Source organism: Allobosea sp. FG18, assembly GCF_057809495.1.
Genome location: NZ_JBMDKB010000019.1, coordinates 54,608 through 73,242 on the forward strand (window position 1 = coordinate 54,608; position 18,635 = coordinate 73,242).

20 protein-coding genes are annotated in these 18,635 nt (G+C 67.1%); 6 read left to right on the forward strand and 14 right to left on the reverse strand.

What is annotated here, in order from left to right:
* Positions 1-70 precede the first annotated feature (70 nt).
* From ACODTJ_RS20330 to ACODTJ_RS20355, 6 genes are all read right to left on the reverse strand, one after another.
* Positions 71-1,264 (reverse strand): beta-ketoacyl-[acyl-carrier-protein] synthase family protein, encoded by a 1,194-nt coding sequence (locus tag ACODTJ_RS20330; protein WP_454656499.1) that lies wholly within the window; start codon positions 1,262-1,264, stop codon positions 71-73.
* Positions 1,261-1,560: an acyl carrier protein gene (locus ACODTJ_RS20335; RefSeq protein WP_454656500.1), complete on the reverse strand. Its 300-nt coding sequence runs from the start codon at positions 1,558-1,560 to the stop codon at positions 1,261-1,263. The genes ACODTJ_RS20330 and ACODTJ_RS20335 overlap by 4 nt, the downstream gene beginning before the upstream one ends.
* A 344-nt stretch (positions 1,561-1,904) precedes the next feature.
* Positions 1,905-3,410, reverse strand: coding sequence for a tripartite tricarboxylate transporter permease (locus tag ACODTJ_RS20340; RefSeq protein ID WP_454656501.1), 1,506 nt, complete (start codon positions 3,408-3,410; stop codon positions 1,905-1,907).
* Positions 3,411-3,416: 6 nt separating this feature from the next.
* The gene (locus tag ACODTJ_RS20345; protein WP_454656502.1) at positions 3,417-3,890 is read right to left on the reverse strand and encodes a tripartite tricarboxylate transporter TctB family protein; all 474 of its coding nucleotides are present in this window, start codon (positions 3,888-3,890) and stop codon (positions 3,417-3,419) included.
* Positions 3,891-3,966: 76 nt separating this feature from the next.
* Positions 3,967-4,935, reverse strand: a complete 969-nt coding sequence (locus ACODTJ_RS20350; RefSeq protein ID WP_454656503.1) for a tripartite tricarboxylate transporter substrate binding protein — start codon at positions 4,933-4,935, stop codon at positions 3,967-3,969.
* Positions 4,932-5,639 carry a FadR/GntR family transcriptional regulator gene (locus tag ACODTJ_RS20355; protein WP_454656504.1) on the reverse strand — a complete coding sequence of 236 codons (708 nt, stop codon included), beginning with the start codon at positions 5,637-5,639 and terminating at the stop codon, positions 4,932-4,934. Before ACODTJ_RS20355 ends, ACODTJ_RS20350 begins: the two co-directional genes overlap by 4 nt.
* A gap of 141 nt (positions 5,640-5,780) precedes the next feature.
* On the opposite strand from ACODTJ_RS20355, the gene ACODTJ_RS20360 reads away from it, so the two are divergent.
* Positions 5,781-6,713 carry a dihydrodipicolinate synthase family protein gene (locus ACODTJ_RS20360; protein WP_454656505.1) on the forward strand — a complete coding sequence of 311 codons (933 nt, stop codon included), beginning with the start codon at positions 5,781-5,783 and terminating at the stop codon, positions 6,711-6,713.
* Positions 6,714-6,734: 21 nt separating this feature from the next.
* On the opposite strand, the gene ACODTJ_RS20365 is transcribed toward ACODTJ_RS20360, so the two are convergent.
* Positions 6,735-7,226 carry a DUF411 domain-containing protein gene (locus tag ACODTJ_RS20365; RefSeq protein WP_454656506.1) on the reverse strand — a complete coding sequence of 164 codons (492 nt, stop codon included), beginning with the start codon at positions 7,224-7,226 and terminating at the stop codon, positions 6,735-6,737.
* 22 nt (positions 7,227-7,248) lie between these two features.
* Positions 7,249-7,554, reverse strand: a complete 306-nt coding sequence (locus ACODTJ_RS20370; RefSeq protein ID WP_454656507.1) for a heavy-metal-associated domain-containing protein — start codon at positions 7,552-7,554, stop codon at positions 7,249-7,251.
* A 383-nt stretch (positions 7,555-7,937) separates the two neighbouring features.
* Between ACODTJ_RS20370 and ACODTJ_RS20375 the strand changes: the two genes are divergently transcribed.
* The 3 genes from ACODTJ_RS20375 (at position 7,938) to ACODTJ_RS20385 (ending at position 9,447) form a co-directional block, all read left to right on the forward strand.
* Positions 7,938-8,333, forward strand: coding sequence for a (R)-mandelonitrile lyase (locus ACODTJ_RS20375; RefSeq protein ID WP_454656508.1), 396 nt, complete (start codon positions 7,938-7,940; stop codon positions 8,331-8,333).
* A gap of 131 nt (positions 8,334-8,464) precedes the next feature.
* Positions 8,465-8,686 (forward strand): hypothetical protein, encoded by a 222-nt coding sequence (locus ACODTJ_RS20380; protein WP_454656509.1) that lies wholly within the window; start codon positions 8,465-8,467, stop codon positions 8,684-8,686.
* Positions 8,687-8,874: 188 nt separating this feature from the next.
* Positions 8,875-9,447: a WecB/TagA/CpsF family glycosyltransferase gene (locus ACODTJ_RS20385; protein WP_454656510.1), complete on the forward strand. Its 573-nt coding sequence runs from the start codon at positions 8,875-8,877 to the stop codon at positions 9,445-9,447.
* Here ACODTJ_RS20385 and ACODTJ_RS20390 read toward each other — a convergent pair.
* Both ACODTJ_RS20390 and ACODTJ_RS20395 read right to left on the reverse strand, forming a co-directional pair.
* Positions 9,444-10,889, reverse strand: a complete 1,446-nt coding sequence (locus ACODTJ_RS20390) for an undecaprenyl-phosphate glucose phosphotransferase (RefSeq protein ID WP_454656511.1) — start codon at positions 10,887-10,889, stop codon at positions 9,444-9,446. The two genes, ACODTJ_RS20385 and ACODTJ_RS20390, sit on opposite strands and share 4 nt — an antisense overlap.
* A 187-nt stretch (positions 10,890-11,076) precedes the next feature.
* Positions 11,077-11,451, reverse strand: coding sequence for a VanZ family protein (locus tag ACODTJ_RS20395; protein ID WP_454656512.1), 375 nt, complete (start codon positions 11,449-11,451; stop codon positions 11,077-11,079).
* A 245-nt stretch (positions 11,452-11,696) separates the two neighbouring features.
* On the opposite strand from ACODTJ_RS20395, the gene ACODTJ_RS20400 reads away from it, so the two are divergent.
* Positions 11,697-12,446: an aspartate/glutamate racemase family protein gene (locus ACODTJ_RS20400; protein WP_454656513.1), complete on the forward strand. Its 750-nt coding sequence runs from the start codon at positions 11,697-11,699 to the stop codon at positions 12,444-12,446.
* Positions 12,447-12,681: 235 nt separating this feature from the next.
* Positions 12,682-14,076, forward strand: a complete 1,395-nt coding sequence (locus tag ACODTJ_RS20405) for a DUF2793 domain-containing protein (protein WP_454656514.1) — start codon at positions 12,682-12,684, stop codon at positions 14,074-14,076.
* 3 nt (positions 14,077-14,079) lie between these two features.
* Here the strand turns inward: ACODTJ_RS20405 and ACODTJ_RS20410 are convergent, their stop codons facing one another.
* The 4 genes from ACODTJ_RS20410 to ACODTJ_RS20425 all read right to left on the reverse strand — a co-directional run bounded on the left by ACODTJ_RS20410 (position 14,080) and on the right by ACODTJ_RS20425 (position 18,517).
* Positions 14,080-15,003, reverse strand: coding sequence for a 3-hydroxyacyl-CoA dehydrogenase NAD-binding domain-containing protein (locus tag ACODTJ_RS20410; RefSeq protein WP_454656515.1), 924 nt, complete (start codon positions 15,001-15,003; stop codon positions 14,080-14,082).
* Positions 15,003-16,736, reverse strand: a complete 1,734-nt coding sequence (gene araD / locus ACODTJ_RS20415; RefSeq protein WP_454656516.1) for an L-arabinonate dehydratase — start codon at positions 16,734-16,736, stop codon at positions 15,003-15,005. Before araD ends, ACODTJ_RS20410 begins: the two co-directional genes overlap by 1 nt.
* A 172-nt stretch (positions 16,737-16,908) precedes the next feature.
* The gene (locus ACODTJ_RS20420) at positions 16,909-17,826 is read right to left on the reverse strand and encodes a dihydrodipicolinate synthase family protein (protein WP_454656517.1); all 918 of its coding nucleotides are present in this window, start codon (positions 17,824-17,826) and stop codon (positions 16,909-16,911) included.
* Positions 17,816-18,517 (reverse strand): GntR family transcriptional regulator, encoded by a 702-nt coding sequence (locus tag ACODTJ_RS20425; protein ID WP_454656518.1) that lies wholly within the window; start codon positions 18,515-18,517, stop codon positions 17,816-17,818. Before ACODTJ_RS20425 ends, ACODTJ_RS20420 begins: the two co-directional genes overlap by 11 nt.
* Positions 18,518-18,635: the final 118 nt, after the last annotated feature.

The window sequence follows — 18,635 nt, forward strand, 5'->3', positions numbered from 1 at the left end:
TTTGTGATTTCAGATCAATTTCTTTGAGATCCTAACGCAATTCCAATAGTATTAGCATTTAGGGTTTGCGTTATTTCAGTGTTTTGAAGATCAGCGCTGTATTCAGGCCGCCGAACGCGAATGAATTCGACATGGCGGCTGGTATCGGCATCGGCCGGGCCTGGTTCGGTACGCAGTCGATGTCGCATTCCGGCTCCGGAGCGTCGAAATTGGCGGTCGGCGGGGCGATGCCGTTCTCGATGGCCATGATCGTCGCGATCGCCTCGAAGGCGCCGGCGGCGCCGAGCGCGTGGCCTGTCGCGCCCTTGATCGAGGAGGTCGGCGGCACGGGTCGGTCGCCGAAGAGCCGCTTCAGGGCCTGTGTCTCGGCCCGGTCATTGGCGCGCGTGCCGGTGCCGTGGGCGTTGATATAGGCGAGATCGCCGACATCCAGACCGGCATCGGCCAGCGCGAGGGCCATGGCCCGCGTCATGCCGTCGACATTGGGAGCGACGATGTCGCCCGCATCGGCGCTGAAGCCGAAGCCCGCCGCCTCGATCGTGGGCTCCAGCCCGCGGCTGCGCGCATGCGCCTCGGTCTCCAGCACGATCACGCCGGCGCCTTCGGCCAGCATCAGGCCGTCGCGCCCGGCGGCGAAAGGCCGACAGGCGGTGCGCGACATGATCCTCATCGCGTCCCAGGCGAGCAGTGTCCCGGCCGAGAGCGGGGCTTCCGTGCCTCCGGCGATGACGATGTCGGCGAGGCCGGCACGCAGGAACTGCATGGCGATACCGATGGCGTGGCTGGAGGAAGCGCAGGCGCTCGAGGTCACGAAGCAGGGGCCGGTCGCGCCCGTGGCGATCGACACCCAGCTGGCCGAGGAGCTCACCATGACCTTCGCGACGGTCATCGGATGGGGGCGCTTGTTCTGGGTGTAGAGCCGGGAATACTGGTCGTCGGTGCTGCATTGTCCGCCGGCGGAGTTCCCGAGGATGACGCCGACGCGCTCAGGGTGCGGCAGGCCGGCGCCGAGACCGGCGGCCGACAGAGCCTGGCGCGCGGCCGCAACCGCAAACAGGGCGTTTCGGTCACAGGCCGATGGTGAAAGGCCCAGTCCTTCCATGAAGCCCTGGTCGTGGACTTCCGCCACGCGGACGCCCTTTTCCGGCAAGGCGGAGGCATGCCCGAAATTGCTGTGACCAGCCAGCAAGGCCTGCCAGAAGCTCTGGGTATCGCTGCCAATCGGGGAGACGATGCCGAGGCCCGAAACGACGATCCGCGTCATGCCACCTGCTTCTTGGCCAGCAGTTTGGCGATCTCGTCGCAGAGTTCGCCGATCGTCTTCACGTCGTTGATGCTGTTATTCGCGTTGTAGTCGATCTCGATGCCGAAGTGATCCTCCAGCTTGAAGATGATCTCGACGAAATCATAGGAGTTGAAGCCGGTATCCTCCAGCAAGGTTTCCGGTCCCCAGCTGGCATCAAGAGCCTTGCCCCGGTCGCGCGAGGGGTTCTCCTCGATGACCTGCTTGAGCATCCCGATCAGGAAATCGATCGTGATCTTCGGCGCCTCACTCGACATGGCTGAGTGCTATCCTCGTTCGAAACGGCTGCCACACCCTTGCTTGAGTTCGGCCGGGCCGTAAACCACTTATCGGTCCGGATGCACGGCCGACCGGCAGGGCGGTTCCGCCCGCGACGGCTGATGTCCGGCTTCCTCCATTCGAACGATGCCGCCTGCCGAACGCGGAAAGGGCGGAGCCCCTAGCGATTCCGCCCTTTCTGGAAGATCGATCAGATCCCGCTATTCAGAGGCGGTAGCTGACGCGTGCTGGCCGCCGTCCGGGCTGCGAACGAGATGCGCCAGCCGGAAGCGGCGCTCGGCACCGCGTCCAAGGTGGCCGCGGCCTGATCCGGCGGGCCGGTTCAGCTCCGCGCCGTTTCCTTGTCGGGCTTGCCCGCCCGCATCGAGGCGATGACCGTCCAGCCGATGATGCCGATCGTGATCGCGGCCAGCACCGCGGCGATCGGTCGGTCGACGAGGCCGATCAGCCGGCCGTTGGACTTGATCATCGAGTTGATGAAGTATTCCTCCAGCAACGGGCCCAGCACGACGCCGAGGATCACTGGCGCTACGGGGAAGTCGTTCTCCTCCAGCACGAAGGCCAGCAGGCCGAAGGCGAGCATGACGCCGACGTCGAAGAGCGAATTGTTGATCGCGTAGGAGCCGACGATCGCGAAGACGAGGATGATCGGCATCAGCACGCGCCGGGGCACGGAAAGCACCCGCGTCGCGATCTTGATGATCGCCCAGCCGAGCGGCAGCATCAGCAGGTTCGCGATCACGAAGACCAGGAAGAGCGCATAGACGTTCTCGGGGGCGTTGACGAAGATCGTCGGCCCCGGCGCCATGTTCTTCATCATCAGCACGCCGATGGCGATGGCGGTGATCGAGTCGCCGGGGATGCCGAAGACCAGCGCCGGAATCCAGGCGCCTGCCAGCGAGGAGTTGTTGGAGGCGCCGGCCTCGATCAGCCCCTCGGGATGGCCGGTGCCGAATTTCTCCGGCTCCTTCGAGAAGCGCTTGCTCATCGCATAGGACATCCAGGCCGCCATGTCGGCGCCGCTGCCCGGCTGGATGCCGATGACCGTGCCGAGCGCGCTGCCGCGGATGAGCTGCCAGGGATATTGCTTGGTCAGCCGCCACATATTGGCGAAGATCGGGCCGATCTTCTTGACCACGACCTGCGGCGCGCCGCCGTCCGAGATCATGTGGCGCATCACCTCCGAGCAGGCGAACATGCCGACCATCATCGGGATCAGCGAGACGCCGCCGAGCATCTCGGTGGAATCGAAGGTGAAGCGCGGCTGGCCGGCCGGGTTGTTCATGCCGATCATCGCGATCATCAGGCCGATGAGCAGCGAGATGCAGGCCTTGAGCGGTGTCGAGGAGCCGATGAAGACGGCGCCGCCCAACCCGAGCATGACGATCCAGAAGAACTCGACCGAGCCGAAGCCGAGCGCGAAATCCGCGATGGCCGGCGAGGCGACCATCATCACCGCGGTGCCGAACAGGCCGCCCAGCACCGAGAACCACAGGCCGATGCCGAGCGCGAGTTCAGGCTTGCCCTGCAGTGTCATCTTGTAGGAATCATCGACATAGGCCGCCGAGGCCGGCGTGCCGGGGATGCGCAGCAGGCAGCCTGGGATGTCGCCGGAGAAGATCGCCATGGTCGAGGTGGTGACGATGGCGGCGATGGCCGGCACCGGCGGCATGAAGAAGGTCAGCGGCACCAGCAGGGCGGTCGCCATCGTGGCGGAGAGGCCGGGGATACAGCCGACGACGAGGCCATAGATCGCCGAGGCGGTGATGACGAAGAGAACATAGGGATCGAGCACCATCCCGAGCGCGGTGACATAGGCGTCAAGCATGGCGGGTCACCAGCGGAAGGGTTCGAGCGGTCCCCAGGGCAATTGCACGCCGAGGCCGAGATAGAAGATCGAGTGGATGGCGAGCGCGGTCGCAAGCGCGAAGCCGATCGCCTGGAGCGGCTTCGTGCCGCCAACGACGAAGAGCACGACCAGGATCGCTGTCGCCGCGATCAGGAAGCCGAGCGGCTCGGCGCAGAGCATGTAGAAGATCACCGCGGCCGGAACGAGCAGCAGGCGCAGCACCGCCGTGCCGCTGCGGGCCCAGTCGGCGAGGCCGACCAGCGGGCCGGCATTGGTCGCGCGAGCGCCGTTGACAGCGAGGATCGCGGCGCAGAGCGCCAGCAATCCCGCGAGGATCAGCGGAAAGGCCGAGGGGCCGAGCGGCTGCTCGGAGGGGTTGGGCAGGTTCCACGAGGCGAAGGCCACGAGGCCTGACAAGGCGAGGACGACGAGCCCCGCGAAGAGATCGTTGAACTTCATGATGCGTCCGGTGTTGCGGCGATGGCGGGCGCGGCGGCGGCCGCCGCGCCCCGATCAGGCGGTGATCGGCTTGCGTCTACTGGCGCAGGCGCAGGCCGAGCGCGCCCATGATCTCGCCGTTGTTCTTGTGCTGGGTCGCGAGGAAGGTGCCGAAGGCCGGGCCCTTGGCGAAGGCGTAGCCGAACCCGCGCTCGGCGAGGAAGTTCTTGTAGGCGTCGGAATTGGCGACCTTGTCCGTCGCCTCGACGAGGCGGGCGGTCACATCCGCGGGCAGGCCGGCGGGAGCAGCGAGGCCGCGCCAGGTGCCACCCTCGTAGTCCTTGCCGATCGCCTGCTTGACGGTCGGCACCTTCGGGAAGGCTGAGATCACCTCCTTCGACATCACGGCGAGCGCCTTGACGCGGCCGGCATCGAACATCGCCTTGCCTTCCGGCAGCGAGGACGGGACGATCTGCACGCCGCCCGAGGCCAGCTCCTGGAAGCCGGGCGCCGCGCCCTGGCTCGGGACGACCGCGACGCTCTTGGGGTTGATGCCCTCAAGCTGGAGCAGGCCGGCGAAGGCGAGGTGATAGGCGGCACCCGCAGCCATGCCCGAGAGCTTGTAGTGGCCGACGGGCTGCTTCTTGATGTCGTCCAGCGCGGCACGCAGGTCGCCCCAGGGCGAATTGGCAGCGACGTTGAAGGCAGCCGAGTCGAAATTCACCAGCGCGAGCGGGGTCAGCTTCTCGTAGGTGAAGGGCGCGGTGTTCGACCAGTAATAGGTCGTGACCTCGGCCGTCGCGAGGCCGATCGTGTAGCCGTCGGGCTTGGCATTGACCATCTCGGTATGGCCGACAACGCCGCCGCCGCCTGTCCGGTTGACGACGTTCACCGGCTTGCCGAGCTCCTTCTCGAGGCCCGCCGCCAGGATGCGCGCGACCGCATCCGTGCCGCCGCCGGCGGCCCAGGGTACGACCAGGGTCAGCGGCCGCTCGGGCCAGGCGGCGAAGGCAGGGAAGGCAATGGCCGCGACGGTGGCGGCAAGCAGCATCGTTCTGATCTTCATGACGTTTCTCCCGGTTCTGATTTTCTTGGTTTTTCTCCGCCCGCGAGCATCGGGCTGGAAAGCATGTGGCCGCGCGTGTAGCCGAGCACCTGCCGCATCGCCTCACGCGCCCGGTCGGCCTCGCCGGCCGCGATCGCGTCGAGCACGGCTGCGTGGTTCGCCAGATTTCCGGCGAAGACATCGACGGTGAAGTCGAACATGGCGCTGAGGATCGCTTCGATCGCGCCGCGGAAGCTGCGCAGGATCGGGTTGTTGGTCGCGTCGAGGATCGCGAGATGGAAGCGCTTGTCGGCCGCGATCGCAGCCTGCGGGCTGTTCTGGTCCGCTTCCATCGCGATCAGGGCTGCGCGGATGCGGGCGAGGTCGTCGGGCGTCGCGCGCACGGCCGCCAGCGCCGCAGCCTCGGGCTCGATGATCGCGCGGGTCTCTTCGAGTGCGAGCAGGAGGTTGTGGTCGAGCCCGTCCTCGCTGCGCATCCAGCCGAGCACGTCGGGATCGAGCAGGGTCCATTCGTGGAGCGGGCGCACCTGTGTGCCATGGCGCGGCCGTACGCTCAGGAGGCCCTTGGCCGTCAGAATCTTCACGGCTTCGCGGACGACGCTGCGGCCGGCGCCATAGCGCTCCGCCAGCTCGAATTCCGGCGGCAGCACGGTTCCCGAGGCGATCTCGCCGCGCACGATCGCGGCTCCGAGAGCCTGGACCATCGCTCCGATCTTTCCAGGTTTGCTGCGCTTCTGCATGTTTCGCGCCCTTCCGCGACGACAAGATTGTCACGGTCGCCGCTTGCGTGCAACCATTCATCTGATGTTTAACATCAGATCATTGAGACGCTGGGGAAAGCGACCATGACGACGGCCTTCACCGGGATCCATGCGATTCTCTACGCGCTGTTCGACGCCGGGGAGCGTCTGGACCGGCAGGCCATGCGGCGACAGGTGGAGGTCTGCCTTGGGCTCGGCGTTCACGGCATTGCAGCGCTCGGGCTCGCGACCGAGGTCTCGAAACTCACCGTCACTGAGCGGCGGACCGTGATGGAATGGGCCTCGGAGGATGTCGCCGGGCGCAGGCCGCTGGGTTTCACGATTTTCGGCTCATCCGTTGGCGAGCAGATCGAGCAGGTGCGGGCGGCCGAGGCCGTGAAGGCCGACTGGGTCATCCTCCAGCCGCCGATGGTCGGCAGCTTCGGCGCGGCCGAATATATCCGCTTCTTCGGGCGGGTGGCCGAGGCCACGAGCCTGCCCGTCGCGATCCAGAATGCGCCGGCCTATATGGGGCGCGGCCTGTCGGCGGGCGATATCCGCGATCTCGTCGCGCAGCATCCCAACATCGCGCTGGTCAAGGGCGAGGGGCCGGCGACGGATATCGCGCAACTGATCGAGACGACCGAGAGCCGGCTGCCGATCATGAACGGGCGCGGCGGGCTGGAGCTGATCGAGAACCTGCGCGCCGGCTGCGTCGGCATGATCCTGGCGCCCGACGTCATCGACTTCATGGTCCAGGCCTATGAGAGCTTCAAGGTCGGGGACGAGGCGGCGGCCGAGCTCGCCTATCGCGATGCGCTTCCGGCCGTCGTCTTCATCATGCAGTCGCTGGAGAGTCTGATCTGCTACGGCAAGCGCGTCTTCGGCGCGCGGGCGGGCATCGCGATCCACGACCGCGCACCGGCCATGCGGCCGACCGCTTTCGGCGAGACGCTTGTCCAGAAGCACGTCGCGAAGCTCGGGCGCTTTCCCGGAGTCTCGCCGGATGGGCGCGGAAGCCATCCGCGCCCGGCCTGAGTGAGCCGCGCTGCGGCAGGTTCAGACCTGCTGCAGCCCGCGATAGCGCGCGAAGACGTTCTGCCGGCCGGCCGAGAAGATTATGACGTCATAGGTGTCGGGCTGCTGCCCGGCCACTTCCATGCCGGGCGAGCCGACGGGCATGCCGGCGACCGCGAGACCCGTCGCCTTGGGGCGCTCGGCGAGCAGGCGCTTGATCGCTTCGGCCGGAACATGGCCTTCCACGACATAGCCGCCGATTTCGGCCGTGTGGCAGGAGGCCAGCGGATCGGGCACGCCGAGCCGCGCCTTCAGCGGCGCGACATCGGGCACCTCGACCACCTCGACTGCAAAGCCCGCCGCCCTCGCATGCGTGACCCAGCTGCCGCAGCAGCCGCAGTTCGGGTCGCGCGTGACGATCATCTTCGGGAACGTCTCGGCGGCCAGCGCCGACGGCGCGAGGGCGAACGCCGTCGCGGCTTGCGCGGCTCCCGCGATGAGCTTGCGGCGGGAGAGGAAGCGTTCAGTTGTCAAAATGACCTCCTGGGTCGTGATCTCAGCGGGCCGGGACCGCAGCGGGCGTATAGCCGGCGGCGGCGATGACTGTGCCGATACTGGCAAAATCGCCGCCCCCCTGCACCGTGACCAGCTTCGAAGCCGGATCCGCGCTGACGGTCGCGCCCGGAAACGCGCCCTTGATGGCCTGTTCGATCCTGCCGGCGCAATGGCCGCAGGTCATGTCGTCGACCCGGAGGCTGACGGTATCGGCGGAGGGCTGGGCCTCCGTCGAGGTGGTGGTCGCATGCTGTTGGCAAGAGCACATGGCGTGTCGTTCCTGACTGTCGATGAGCGCAGCCTGCACCTTCCCTCCATGGCAAGGTCAAGCCTGTTTCAGCCATTGTCGCGCGTACTTGCCGGCCTGGATCTGCGGCTTTGCGTCGCCCTGCCGAAGCCGCGACGAGGATGCATGGCGATGCCACGGATGCGCTCTCAGGGAGCACATGCGACCAACCCGACATCGGCGAGACGCAGGAAGCGGCGGGCATGCTCGCCCTGGGAGGTCGTCCTTCGCGCCGGGGATTGTTGCTTTCGGCGCGGGCGCGGCTCGACGTCCCTGCGGCCGACCCTGCGCCTCGAGCAGGAAGGTCGGTCGACGCAGGCGTGGGGCAAGGGTAACGCACTGGATTCCCGGTCTCCGCGGCGGCATGCTTTCCGAAAGCTCGAACAGAAGCGAGGAGAGTTCCCTTGGATATCACGCGCGCCGGATCACGGCCTTCCGGGAAGGGGCCGTCGGACTGGTTTACCGGAGCCGTCCGAATCGACCCGCTCTGCAATCCCCATGCGGCCGAACGCGTTCAGGGTGCGAGTGTCACCTTCGAGCCCGGCGCCCGCACGGCCTGGCATACGCATCCGCTCGGCCAAACGGTGATCGTGACGGCCGGCCTCGGCCGCGCGCAATGCTGGGGCGGGCCGATCATGGAGATCCGGCCGGGCGACGTCGTCTGGTTCCCGCCCGGGGAGAAGCACTGGCACGGCGCTTCTCCGGCCACGGCGATGACGCATATCGCGATCCAGGAGGTTCAGGACGGCAAGGTCGTCGACTGGATGGAACAGGTCTCCGACACGCAATATGGCGGCTAGGGTACGGGCCGTCGCGGTGATGGCCTCTCCAGGCTGGGGAGGGCTCGCATCTTGTGCTTTTATTTTGTTGCGAATTCGATCATTGATAAGGGCGTGCGTTTAATGCCTGCGTAACTTTACGAGAGAGTTCCATGCGGCCCGAGCGCGTGCGACAGTTCCCGGCGCCTGTTCAGGCTTCCAGCCTCGGTCGTCGCCTGCAGGCGGCGAACGACAACAAGCCGGACCTCGAGGAGAGCGTCGCCAGCATCCTGATCGGCCGTTCCCTGATCGTCGGGGCGTCGCTGCTGGCCGTGACCATCGTCGCCGGATGGAGCCTCTGGCTCGGCCGAGCGCTCTGGCGCCACTTCGTCTGATCGGACGCGGGCTGGGTCGGTCCCGTCGGCTGGCCTCTGCGAAGCCGCCGGCGGAGTGCATTGACGCAACGGTAGGCATCGTTAAAATTTGTCGCATCGTGCCAGGTGCCTGCGGAGGGAAGCAGGCATCTTGATGCGTTGCGCCTCGGTCGCATCGGGACGCCAACCGTAGCCATCTCGGGGCGAGCGTGCAGTCGGGCATCATTCACGGCAAGATCGGCGATCGCGCTGCGCCCGGGCGGGCGGGCGAGGCCGTCGGGATGGCCGGCCTCCTGCGTGACTGCGCCGAACGCGACTGCAGCATTTTCCTGTTCGGCGGCGACAGCCGCACGGTCTATGCGCTGCGGGAGCGGATCGCGTCGACCTTTCCGGGCCTGCGGATCGCCGGCATCTGCGATGCCGACTTTGCCGGGCCGATCGACCGCGCCGTTCTCAACCATATCGCAGCGGCGGACGCGGATGCGATCGTCAGCGATCTCCCGGACGCGCGCTTCCGGCTGTTCTGCGCGCAATGCGTAGTGACGGGCATTTACGGGAGGCGGTTCAACCTGCCGGGAAGCTTTGCCGATTTCGCCTCAGGCTCGAGGCGGAGCCTGCGCGGCCTGTTCGTTCCGGCGCGGCTGCGCGGGTTCGGCGCTGCGGCAAAGGCCGGCCTGCAATTCGCCCGTATCGTCCTGGGGCAGAGCCTGCGCCGGGCCGAGCCGCGCGCGACCCGGCGATCCCGCGGGGCCGCAGCGGCAAGCGCTGATCGCAGACCTTAGCGCGCGTTGGAAAAGGCCTTCCGGCTCAGAACGGTCCGGAACAGGATCGTGATATCCAGCCAGAACGACCAGTTGTCGATATACCAGTGATCGTAGGCGACGCGCCGGGCCATCTTGTCGTCGGTATCGGTCTCGCCGCGCAGGCCGTTGACCTGGGCCCAGCCGGTGATGCCGGGCTTGACGTTGTGGCGGCGGGCATAATTGGCGATCTTGCGCTCGAACTCGATATCATGTGCCAGCGCATGCGGACGCGGTCCCACGAGCGACATGTCACCGGCGATAACGTTCAGGAGCTGCGGCAGCTCGTCGAGATTGTAGCGTCGCAGCAGGTGGCCGAGGCGCGTGATCCGGGGATCGTTGCGCTTGGCCTGAATGACGACCTGGCCGTCATCGGTCGTGGTCATCGTGCGGAACTTGAAGATCCGGAAAGCCTGCTGGTTGAAGCCGTAGCGTCGTTGGCGAAACAGCACCGGACCGGGGGAATCGAGCCGGATCAGTGCCGCGATAAGGAGCAGAAGCGGCAGGGTCAGGACGATGCCGCAGGAGGCAGCCACGATGTCGAAGGCACGCTTGATCGCGATCTCGGCTGTCGAGAGCGGCTGACGCGTCAGGCGCAGGCTCGACAGGGTGCCGGTGTGGACGACATGGGTTCCGCTGAACCGTTCCATGATCGGTTCCGGTGCGAGATGGATCGCGACCGGCAGGTTCATGAAGGCATCGACGCAAGCCGAGATGGTCTCCTGCTCGGCCCAGGGAACGGCGATGAAGACGGCATCCGGCCGCTTCGCCCGGCAATTCGCCACGGCGGCGGCCAGATCGGCGGCCAGCGCGGTCGAGTCGGTTTCGCCCCACGATTTCAGGAATGCGACATCGGTGACAGCGAAGCCCATATGCCAGGGCTTGTGACGCGACACGAAGGACATGATGTTCGCCTCGCGCCCGATCAGGAAGGCGCGCTCGGCCGTGATCCGTCCGGCCCGGCTGCCGGCTGCGATCAGCCTGACGACCGCCGAACGGGAGAGGGCGATGACCGGGATGCCGGAGAGATAGGTCGCGACGATGACGGCTCGCGAATAGTTGTCGGCGATCTTGGCAAGGAACAGCACGGCCAGGAAGGCGACCATCGTGATGTTCCAGACGGCGAAGGCCGAGCCGATCTGCCCCCGGATCGAGAGATAGTTCCCGATCTGATAGCGGCCACGCATCAGATTGACGAAGACGAACAGGGTCGCGAGCATCGCAGCCAGTTCCGGCGTCGAGCGGTCGATGCCCGGCGCGCCCGTGCCGCCTCCGAGATAATAGGCGAAGGCGACGAGATAGACGAGGGCGGCGACCACGACCGCATCGCTCGCTGCCGTCAGAGGACCAAGCCAGAGGCGCCATAATCCCGAACCGCTGTCGGGCAGGGCTTGCGGCAGGCCGCTCATGTCGTTGACGCTCATCTCTTCCCCCAGCCGGCTGGCGCACGTTCCGTTTCGGCACATTGCGCCGGCGCCGGACCATCATCGGGAGCGGAGTGGCAAGCCGCGTGCCGGCGTCGCCGGGGTCAATTCGGCGCGGCGGCAGGGGCGGCGGGAGGAAAAGAGAAGCCTCGCGGACAGGCGTCGGCCGGCGTTGTGCCGGATTGAGTCAGGCCGGCTTGCGCAAGCGCTGCATCACCAGGTCGAACCAGACGGAGAAGCCGCTACCCAGCGCGGCGCCGGCGATCTTCACCATCGCGTCGCGCGGCAGGCCGTGGCGCGTGGCTTCCCAGGTCTGGAGCCATTCCAGCCCGATCGCGAAGGCGATGATGCCGGCCAGGACCAGCCAGCGTCGGCGGGGATAGGCGAAGGCCAGCGCCGCACCCGCGGCGAAATAGGACAGGAAGCGCTCGGCATTGGCGCCCAGCATCGGGACATGCGGGCGCGCCTCAATCGGCGAGAGCGTCGCGACGGCGATCACCAGGACGACGGCCCAGCCCAGCAGCACGGCGATACGACGCAGCTTTTCGAGCGACAGCTTCAAGGGGAACTCCGGGCGAAGGCAAGGCGTGCAGGCAAGATGCGGACCAGCGCCGGCGAAATCGCGCGAGAGCAGGACGGAAGCCGGTCTTATGGCGATGCAAAAACGACGAAGCAATGGCAGCAACGAGAGTTTCGACCGAAGTCGATGAAGTTTCTTTTCATCTTCGTCCAGGCCGACATGCTGTCCGGTGACGGAGCGTCGATTCTGCGGCTAGCATGGCGATGCACCGGCAGACGGGAGAGATGATGACCGATATTCTCGCAGCGCCCCAGGCGGCGCGGATCGCGCGTGGCGGGAAGGCGATCTACGGCGTTCCGCTGGGCATCCTGATGCTGGAGGCGCGGTTTCCGCGGATTCCCGGCGATATGGGCAATGGCACGACCTGGCCGTTCCCGGTGCTGTATCGTGTGGTCGGCGGCGCCAGCCCCGAGAAGGTGGTGCTCAAGGGTGCGGCCGGGCTGCTGCCGGATTTCATCGAGGCGGCGCGCGATCTCGTCCGGCTCGGCGCCGAGGCGATCACCACCAATTGCGGCTTCCTCTCGCTGTTCCAGCGCGAGCTTGCGGCCGCCGTCGGCGTGCCGGTCGCGACCTCCTCGCTGATGCAGGTGCCCTGGGTGCAGGCGACGCTGCCGCCGGGCAAGCGCGTCGGCGTCGTCACGGTCTCGGCGGCGACGCTGACGCCGAAGCATCTGGAAGCGGCCGGCGTGCCGCTCGATACCCCCGTTACAGGCACGGAGAACGGGCGCGAGTTCTTCCGCGTCCTGATCAAGGCCGAGAAGGACGACATGGATGTCGAGCTCGCCCGGCAGGACGTGGTGCAGGCGGCGCTCGATCTCGTCGCCCGCCATCCCGATGTCGGCGCGATCGTGCTGGAATGCACGAACATGCCGCCCTATGCGGCCGATGTGCAGGCGGCGACCGGACTGCCGGTCCATGACATCTATTCGCTGATCAACTGGTTCCACGCCGGATTGCGCCCGCGCCGCTTCGGTTGACGCTCCCGGCTTGACCGGGCCGTCATTGCGAGGAGTGTAGCGACGAAGCAATCCAGGGGGACTGGGTGGAATGCTTCGGCCCAGTCCCCCTGGATTGCTTCGCTGCGCTCGCAATGACAGTCGCGCGGGTAGACCGCGCCGGATGCGCATTCGAGCAACTTATCCCCGGTGGCCCGGACCGGCCGCATCATCGCCTCGCGGCAGCCAAGCGCTGCGTTCCCTTCCGCGAGGCCCCATGACCGATACGCCCCGTCTTTCGCTGCCGCTGCTCGCTGCCGGGCAGGCACAGAAACATGTCACCCATAACGATGCCCTGATCCGGCTGGACGGGCTGATCCACCTCACGGTCGATAGCCGGACGCTGGCCGCGCCGCCGGCTTCGCCGACCGTGCTCTCGGCCTATATCGTGCCGGCCGGTGGCAGCGGCGCCTTCGCCGGCCGTACCAATCAGGTCGCGCTGTTCGAGGATGGCGGCTGGACCTTTCTCGTGCCGCGCGCCGGCTGGCAGGCCTGGGTGGTCGACGAGGCCGAGCACAATCTCTGGACCGGCACGGAATGGCGCCGCGACAGCCCGCTCAGCAGTCTCGGCGCCGAGCGCTGGGGCGTGAACGCGACCGCGGATACGACCAATCGCCTCGCCGTGTCCTCGGATGCCAGTCTGTTCAACCATGCCGGCGGCGATCATCGCCTGAAGATCAACAAGAACGCGGCGGCCAATACCGCGAGCCTGTTGTTCCAGAGCAACTGGTCGGGCCGGGCCGAGTTCGGCCTCGCCGGCGACGACGACTTCCGGTTGAAGGTCAGCGCAGACGGCTCGGCCTGGCATGATGCGCTGGCCATCGATCGCGCGTCGGGGGGCGTCGCCTTGCCGGGCTCGCCCTGGGCAGCGGGAGCCGACCTGCTGGTCAATGGCGACATGGCGATCAACCAGCGCGGCTTTGCGGGCGGTGCGCTGGCGGCCGGCGTCTACGGCTTCGATCGCTGGAAGGCGGCGACCGGCGGCGCCAATCTCTCTCTCAGTGGTTTCACGATCACCCTGACCTCCGGCGCCATCATCCAGCCGGTCGAGCCGGCGTGCTGGGGGCTCGCTTCATTCGCCGGGCTGCCGTTGACGCTTTCGCTCGATGATCTCAGCGGCGGCAGCCTCGCAGTCACCATCGGTAGCCAGTCCGGTACGATCACAGCGGGGGTGGGGCGCCGCTCGGTGACGCTGACGCCCGCTGTGGGCGACACCGGCGTGCTGTCGGTGCGGCTCTCGCCGAGCGCGGGCGCGGTCAACTTCGCACGGATCAAGCTGGAGCGTGGGCGGATTGCCACGAACTGGGCGGCGCGCCCGCTCTCCGTCGAGCAGATGCTGTGCCGGCGCTATTTCCTGAAGCAGGACGGGCAGGTGCTGATCGATGCCTATCAGGCCGCGGCGGCTGCGTGCCGGGAGAGCCTCACCCTGCCGGTGCCGATGCGGGCGACGCCGAGCGTGACGGCCACGGTCTCGCTGGAGATCAACGTGCAAGCCACTGACCGGGGCGTCGTCGCGCAGTCGCCCGAGCGGGCCTATGCCTATGTCACCGCGCAGGCGCTCGGACGGGTGAGGGCGGCTTTCGATGCCATCACCTTCGACGCGGAATTGTGAGGCTCACTCGCTGACGAGCTTGCGGGCGCGCAGCAGGGAAAGGAGCCCTTCGTCGCGACGTTCCTCGAGCTGTGCGATCGTGCGCCCGGCCGCTTCCTCGGCAACACCTTCGATGATCTTGTGCTGGACGTTTTCGTCCAGCGAGGGCGTGCCGAGCGATTGCCAGCGCCGCACCTGGCTCGGCCCGAGATGGGCGAGATAGCCGGCGATGCCGCCTTCGCCACCGCCGAGATGATAGGTCATGTGCGGACCCATCAGCGCCCAGCGCAGGCCGGGGCCGTTGCAGAGCGCGGCGTCGATCTCGGCGACGCTGGCGACGCCCTGCTCGACCAGATGGACGGCCTCGCGATAGAGCGCCGAGGCCAGCCGGTTGGCGACATGGCCGGGCATCTCGCGCTGGAGGATGACCGGGCGCCGGTCGAGGCTGCGATAGAATGCGGCAGCCTTTGCGACCACCGCCTCGTCTTCGCCGACGATCTCGACCAGCGGCACGAGATGCGGCGGGTTGAAGGGATGCGCGACGATCACCCGGCGCTTGTCCCGGCAATCGGCGACGATCGCGCTGCGCAGCAGGGCCGAGGTACTGCTGGCAATGATGACTTCAGGCGGCAGCGCCGCATCGAGACGGGCAAGAAGCTCACGCTTGGCCGCTTCGCTCTCCGGTCCGTTCTCCTGAACGAAATCAACGCCTTGCAGAGCTTCGTCGAGATCGGTGGTGAACTCGTATTGGCCGGTATTGGCCAAGCCGAGCTCGGCGAGCTGCTCGCGGGCACGCTCGACGGCATGGCGGAACCGTTCCTCCGCGCCGGGTGCGGGGTCGTAGGCTGTGACGTTCAGGCCGTGGCCCATGGCGAGGGCCGCCCAGGAGCTGCCGATCAGCCCGGCGCCGATGATGGCGACGCGCTCGATGTCGCGGATATCCGGCATCAATGGATCTCGGGTTCCGGCACCTTCGCCGTCCCTTCCAGATAGTCGAAATCACAGCCCTTGTCGGCCTGGCGGATATGAGCCGCCGACATCTTGCCCCAGCCGCGCGGATAGTCGCGGTTCGGTGGCGCCCAGACGGCCAGGCGGGCGGCGATCTCGGCTTCCGAGAGATTGACCGAGATGCTGCGCGCCTCGACATCGACGCTGATGATGTCGCCGGTCTGAACCGCCGCGAGTGGGCCCTTGATATAGGCCTCCGGCGCGACATGGAGGATGCAGGCGCCGTAGCTGGTGCCGGACATGCGCGCGTCCGAGATGCGCAGCATGTCGCGCACGCCCTGTTTCAAGAGCTTCTTCGGGATCGGCAGCATGCCCCATTCCGGCATGCCGGGCCCGCCGACCGGGCCGCAATTCTTGAGCACCATGATGTGGTCTGCGGTGACGTCGAGGTTCTCGTCATTCACGGCCTGCATCATCGCATCGTAGTGCTCGAAGACCAGCGCAGGCCCGGAATGCTTCAGCAGGCGCGGCTCGGCGGCGGAAGGCTTGATGACGCAGCCGTCCGGCGCGAGGTTGCCCTTGAGCACGGCGAGCCCATTGGCGGTCGAGACGGGTTTGTCGAGCGGGCGAATGACGTTGTCGTCATAGACCTGGGCGAGCGCGATGGTCTCCGCTATCGGCTTGCCGGTCACGGTCATCGCGTCGGTGTGGAGTTTGCTTTCGAGCTGCTTCAGCAGGGCGGGCAGGCCGCCGGCATAGAAGAAATCCTCCATCAGGAAATCGCCGGAGGGGCGCAGGTTCGCGACGACCGGGACGTTGCGCGAGAAGGCGTCGAAATCGTCCGGCGTCAGCGGCACGCCGGCGCGGCCAGCCATGGCGACGAGATGGATGATCGCATTGGTCGAGCCGGCGACGGCCATATGGACCGTCAGTGCGTTCTCGAAGCTTTTGCGGGTCAGGATCTGGTCAGGCGTCAGGTCTTCCCAGACCATCTCGACGATGCGCTTGCCTGCCATCGCGGCCATGCGCGGATGGGCGGCGTCGGCGGCGGGGATGGCGGAGGCGCCGGGCAGGGTGAGGCCGAGCACTTCGGCATGGCTCATCATCGTCGCGGCGGTGCCCATCACCATGCAGGTGCCGTAGGAGCGGGCGATGCCGCTCTCCATATCCTTCCACTGGTCGTCGGTGATGTTGCCGGCTTCCTTCTCGGCCCAGTATTTCCAGACATCGGCGCCGGAGCCGAGCACCTTGCCGGCCCAGTTGCCGCGCAGCATCGGCCCGGCCGGCACGAAGATGAAGGGCAGGCCGGCGCTGCAGGCGCCCATGATCAGAGCCGGTGTGGACTTGTCGCAGCCGCCGAGCAGCACGGCGCCATCAAGCGGATGGGAGCGGATCGATTCCTCGGTCTCCATCGCCAGGAAATTGCGATAGAGCATGGTTGTAGGCTTCTGATATTGCTCGGAAACCGACATGACGGGGATTTCGATCGGGAAGCCGCCGGCCGCCCAGACCGCGCGCTTCACCGCCTCGGCGCGATCGCGCAGGTGGGTGTGACAGGGGTTGATCTCGGACCAGGTGTTGATGATGCCGATGACCGGCTTGCCCATGAACTCCTCGTGGCCGAAGCCCATCTGCAAGGCTCGCGAACGATGCCCGAAGGAGCGCAGGTCGCTCGCCCCGAACCAGCGCCAGCTGCGCAGGGTCTCGGGCGTCTTGCGGGGGCGGGCGGACATGGGCGTTTCCTCGGTGATTTTTCGTTGGTTCGACGGTTTGTCATTCCGGGGCGGTCCGCAGGGCCGAACCCGGAACCCACGACCGGGCGAGGCGATCCTCGCTCTCTTTGAAGGGCTCGCCCCGTCGTGGGTTCCAGGTTCATCGCTGCGCGATGCCCCGGAATGACAGAGGTTATTCCGCCGCGACGCGCTGGCTACCCCAGCCCGAAACAATGCCGTGCAGCTCAGCCCGCTCGGCCTCGTTCAGTTCGGGCAGGCCAGGGAGGCGGACCGGGCCGACATCGGTTCCGAGCAGGCCCAGCGCTTCCTTCACCACGGTGACATTGGCGCCGTTGCCGTATTTGGTGCGCAGCTTCTCGAAGCCGGCGATGGCATCGACCTCGCGGCGGGCCGTGTCGTAATCGCCGGCTTCCAGCGCGCGCCAGACTGCGAGCGAGCGTTCCGGCGCGACATTGATCAGGCCTGAGGTGAAGCCCCGCGCACCGAGTGCATAGAAGGGCGCGGCCCAACCCTCGGCGAGGCCGCAGATCCAGTTGGCGGAGGAGCCTTCGGTCTCGCGCACGCAATCGGCGAGCAGCATCATGTTGTGCGAGGCGAATTTCACGCCGGCGACGTTCGGGTGGGTCGCGACGCGGATCAGGTCCTTCACGCCGATGGCGTCCGAGCGGATATAGGCGACGAGCGGGATCGTCAGCGCTTCGGCGATGGCGAGGATGTAGTCCGCCTGCGATTGCGGGGCGGCGAAGGGATCGAGCGGGTGATGCACCATGGCAGCATCGCAGCCGGCCTTGGCCGCGAGCTTGCCCGTCGCGACGGCCTCGCGCAGGGAGCGGCCGATGCCGGCCGTGACCAGCGCCTTGCCGGCGGTGGCTTCGGCGGCGGTGGCGTGCGAGCGCTCCACCTCGGCCGTCGTCATCGGGTAGAACTCGCCGGTATTGCCGGCCGAGACGATGTTGTGGATGCCGGCCTCGGCGATGCGCCGGACGATCCTGCCGGTCAGCGCCCAATCGGCCTCGCCATCCGCCTTCCAGGCGGTGACATGGACGCCGGAAATGCCGCGCAGCGCGCGGCGGACCTTGTCATTCGTCATAATCCAGTCCCTCCGCATCCGCGCCGAAAACCAGCCTGACATGGGCCTTCGCCGAGCGGACGATGTGACGGCGCATCCTGAGTTCGGCGCGCGCGGGATCGCGCGCCAGGAGCGCCTCGTAGATCTCCCGATGTTCCTCGAAGCCGCGACGGCGCTCGTCCGGTTCGGAATGCAGGGCGATGCGCTGGGCATGGTCGTACATGCGCTGGCCGTCGAGGCGGCGTTCCAGATAGGTGCAGCCGGAGATGCGATGGATCGCGCGGTGATAGGTCTCGTTCAGCGCGACGAGGTCTTCGAGATCGCCATGCTCCGTCGCCTGCTCCATCTCGGCGATCAGTTGACCGAGCTCGGCTGCGCCATCCTCGGTCAGGTGATTGGCGGCGATGTGGGCCATGACGCTTTCGAGCGCGGCGCGACCCAGCGCCATCTCCAGCGCCTGCCGGGGCGAGAACTCGACGAAGACGCCGCGGCGCGCCTCCGTCCGGACCAGCCCCTCGCTTTCGAGCTTGCGGATCGCGTCCTTCACCGGGGTCGTGCTGACGCCGAGCATCTCGGCGAGGTGGCGCTCGTTCAGGCGCTCGCCATTGCGGAAGCGGCCGGCGACGATGGCGCGGCGCAGGCGCTCGTGGACATGCTCGCGCAGAGAGCGCAGCAGATCGGGCGCGACGGGTTCGACGGCAGGCTGCAACATGGTTCTTCCGGGGGCGCGCTGCCGAAGCCGCTCCACCGCGGTTGCCGGCTCATGCGCCATGGCCATCAAACAGCATAAAGCCGTGTGTCCAGCAATCTGAAATTTCAGATTTCAAATC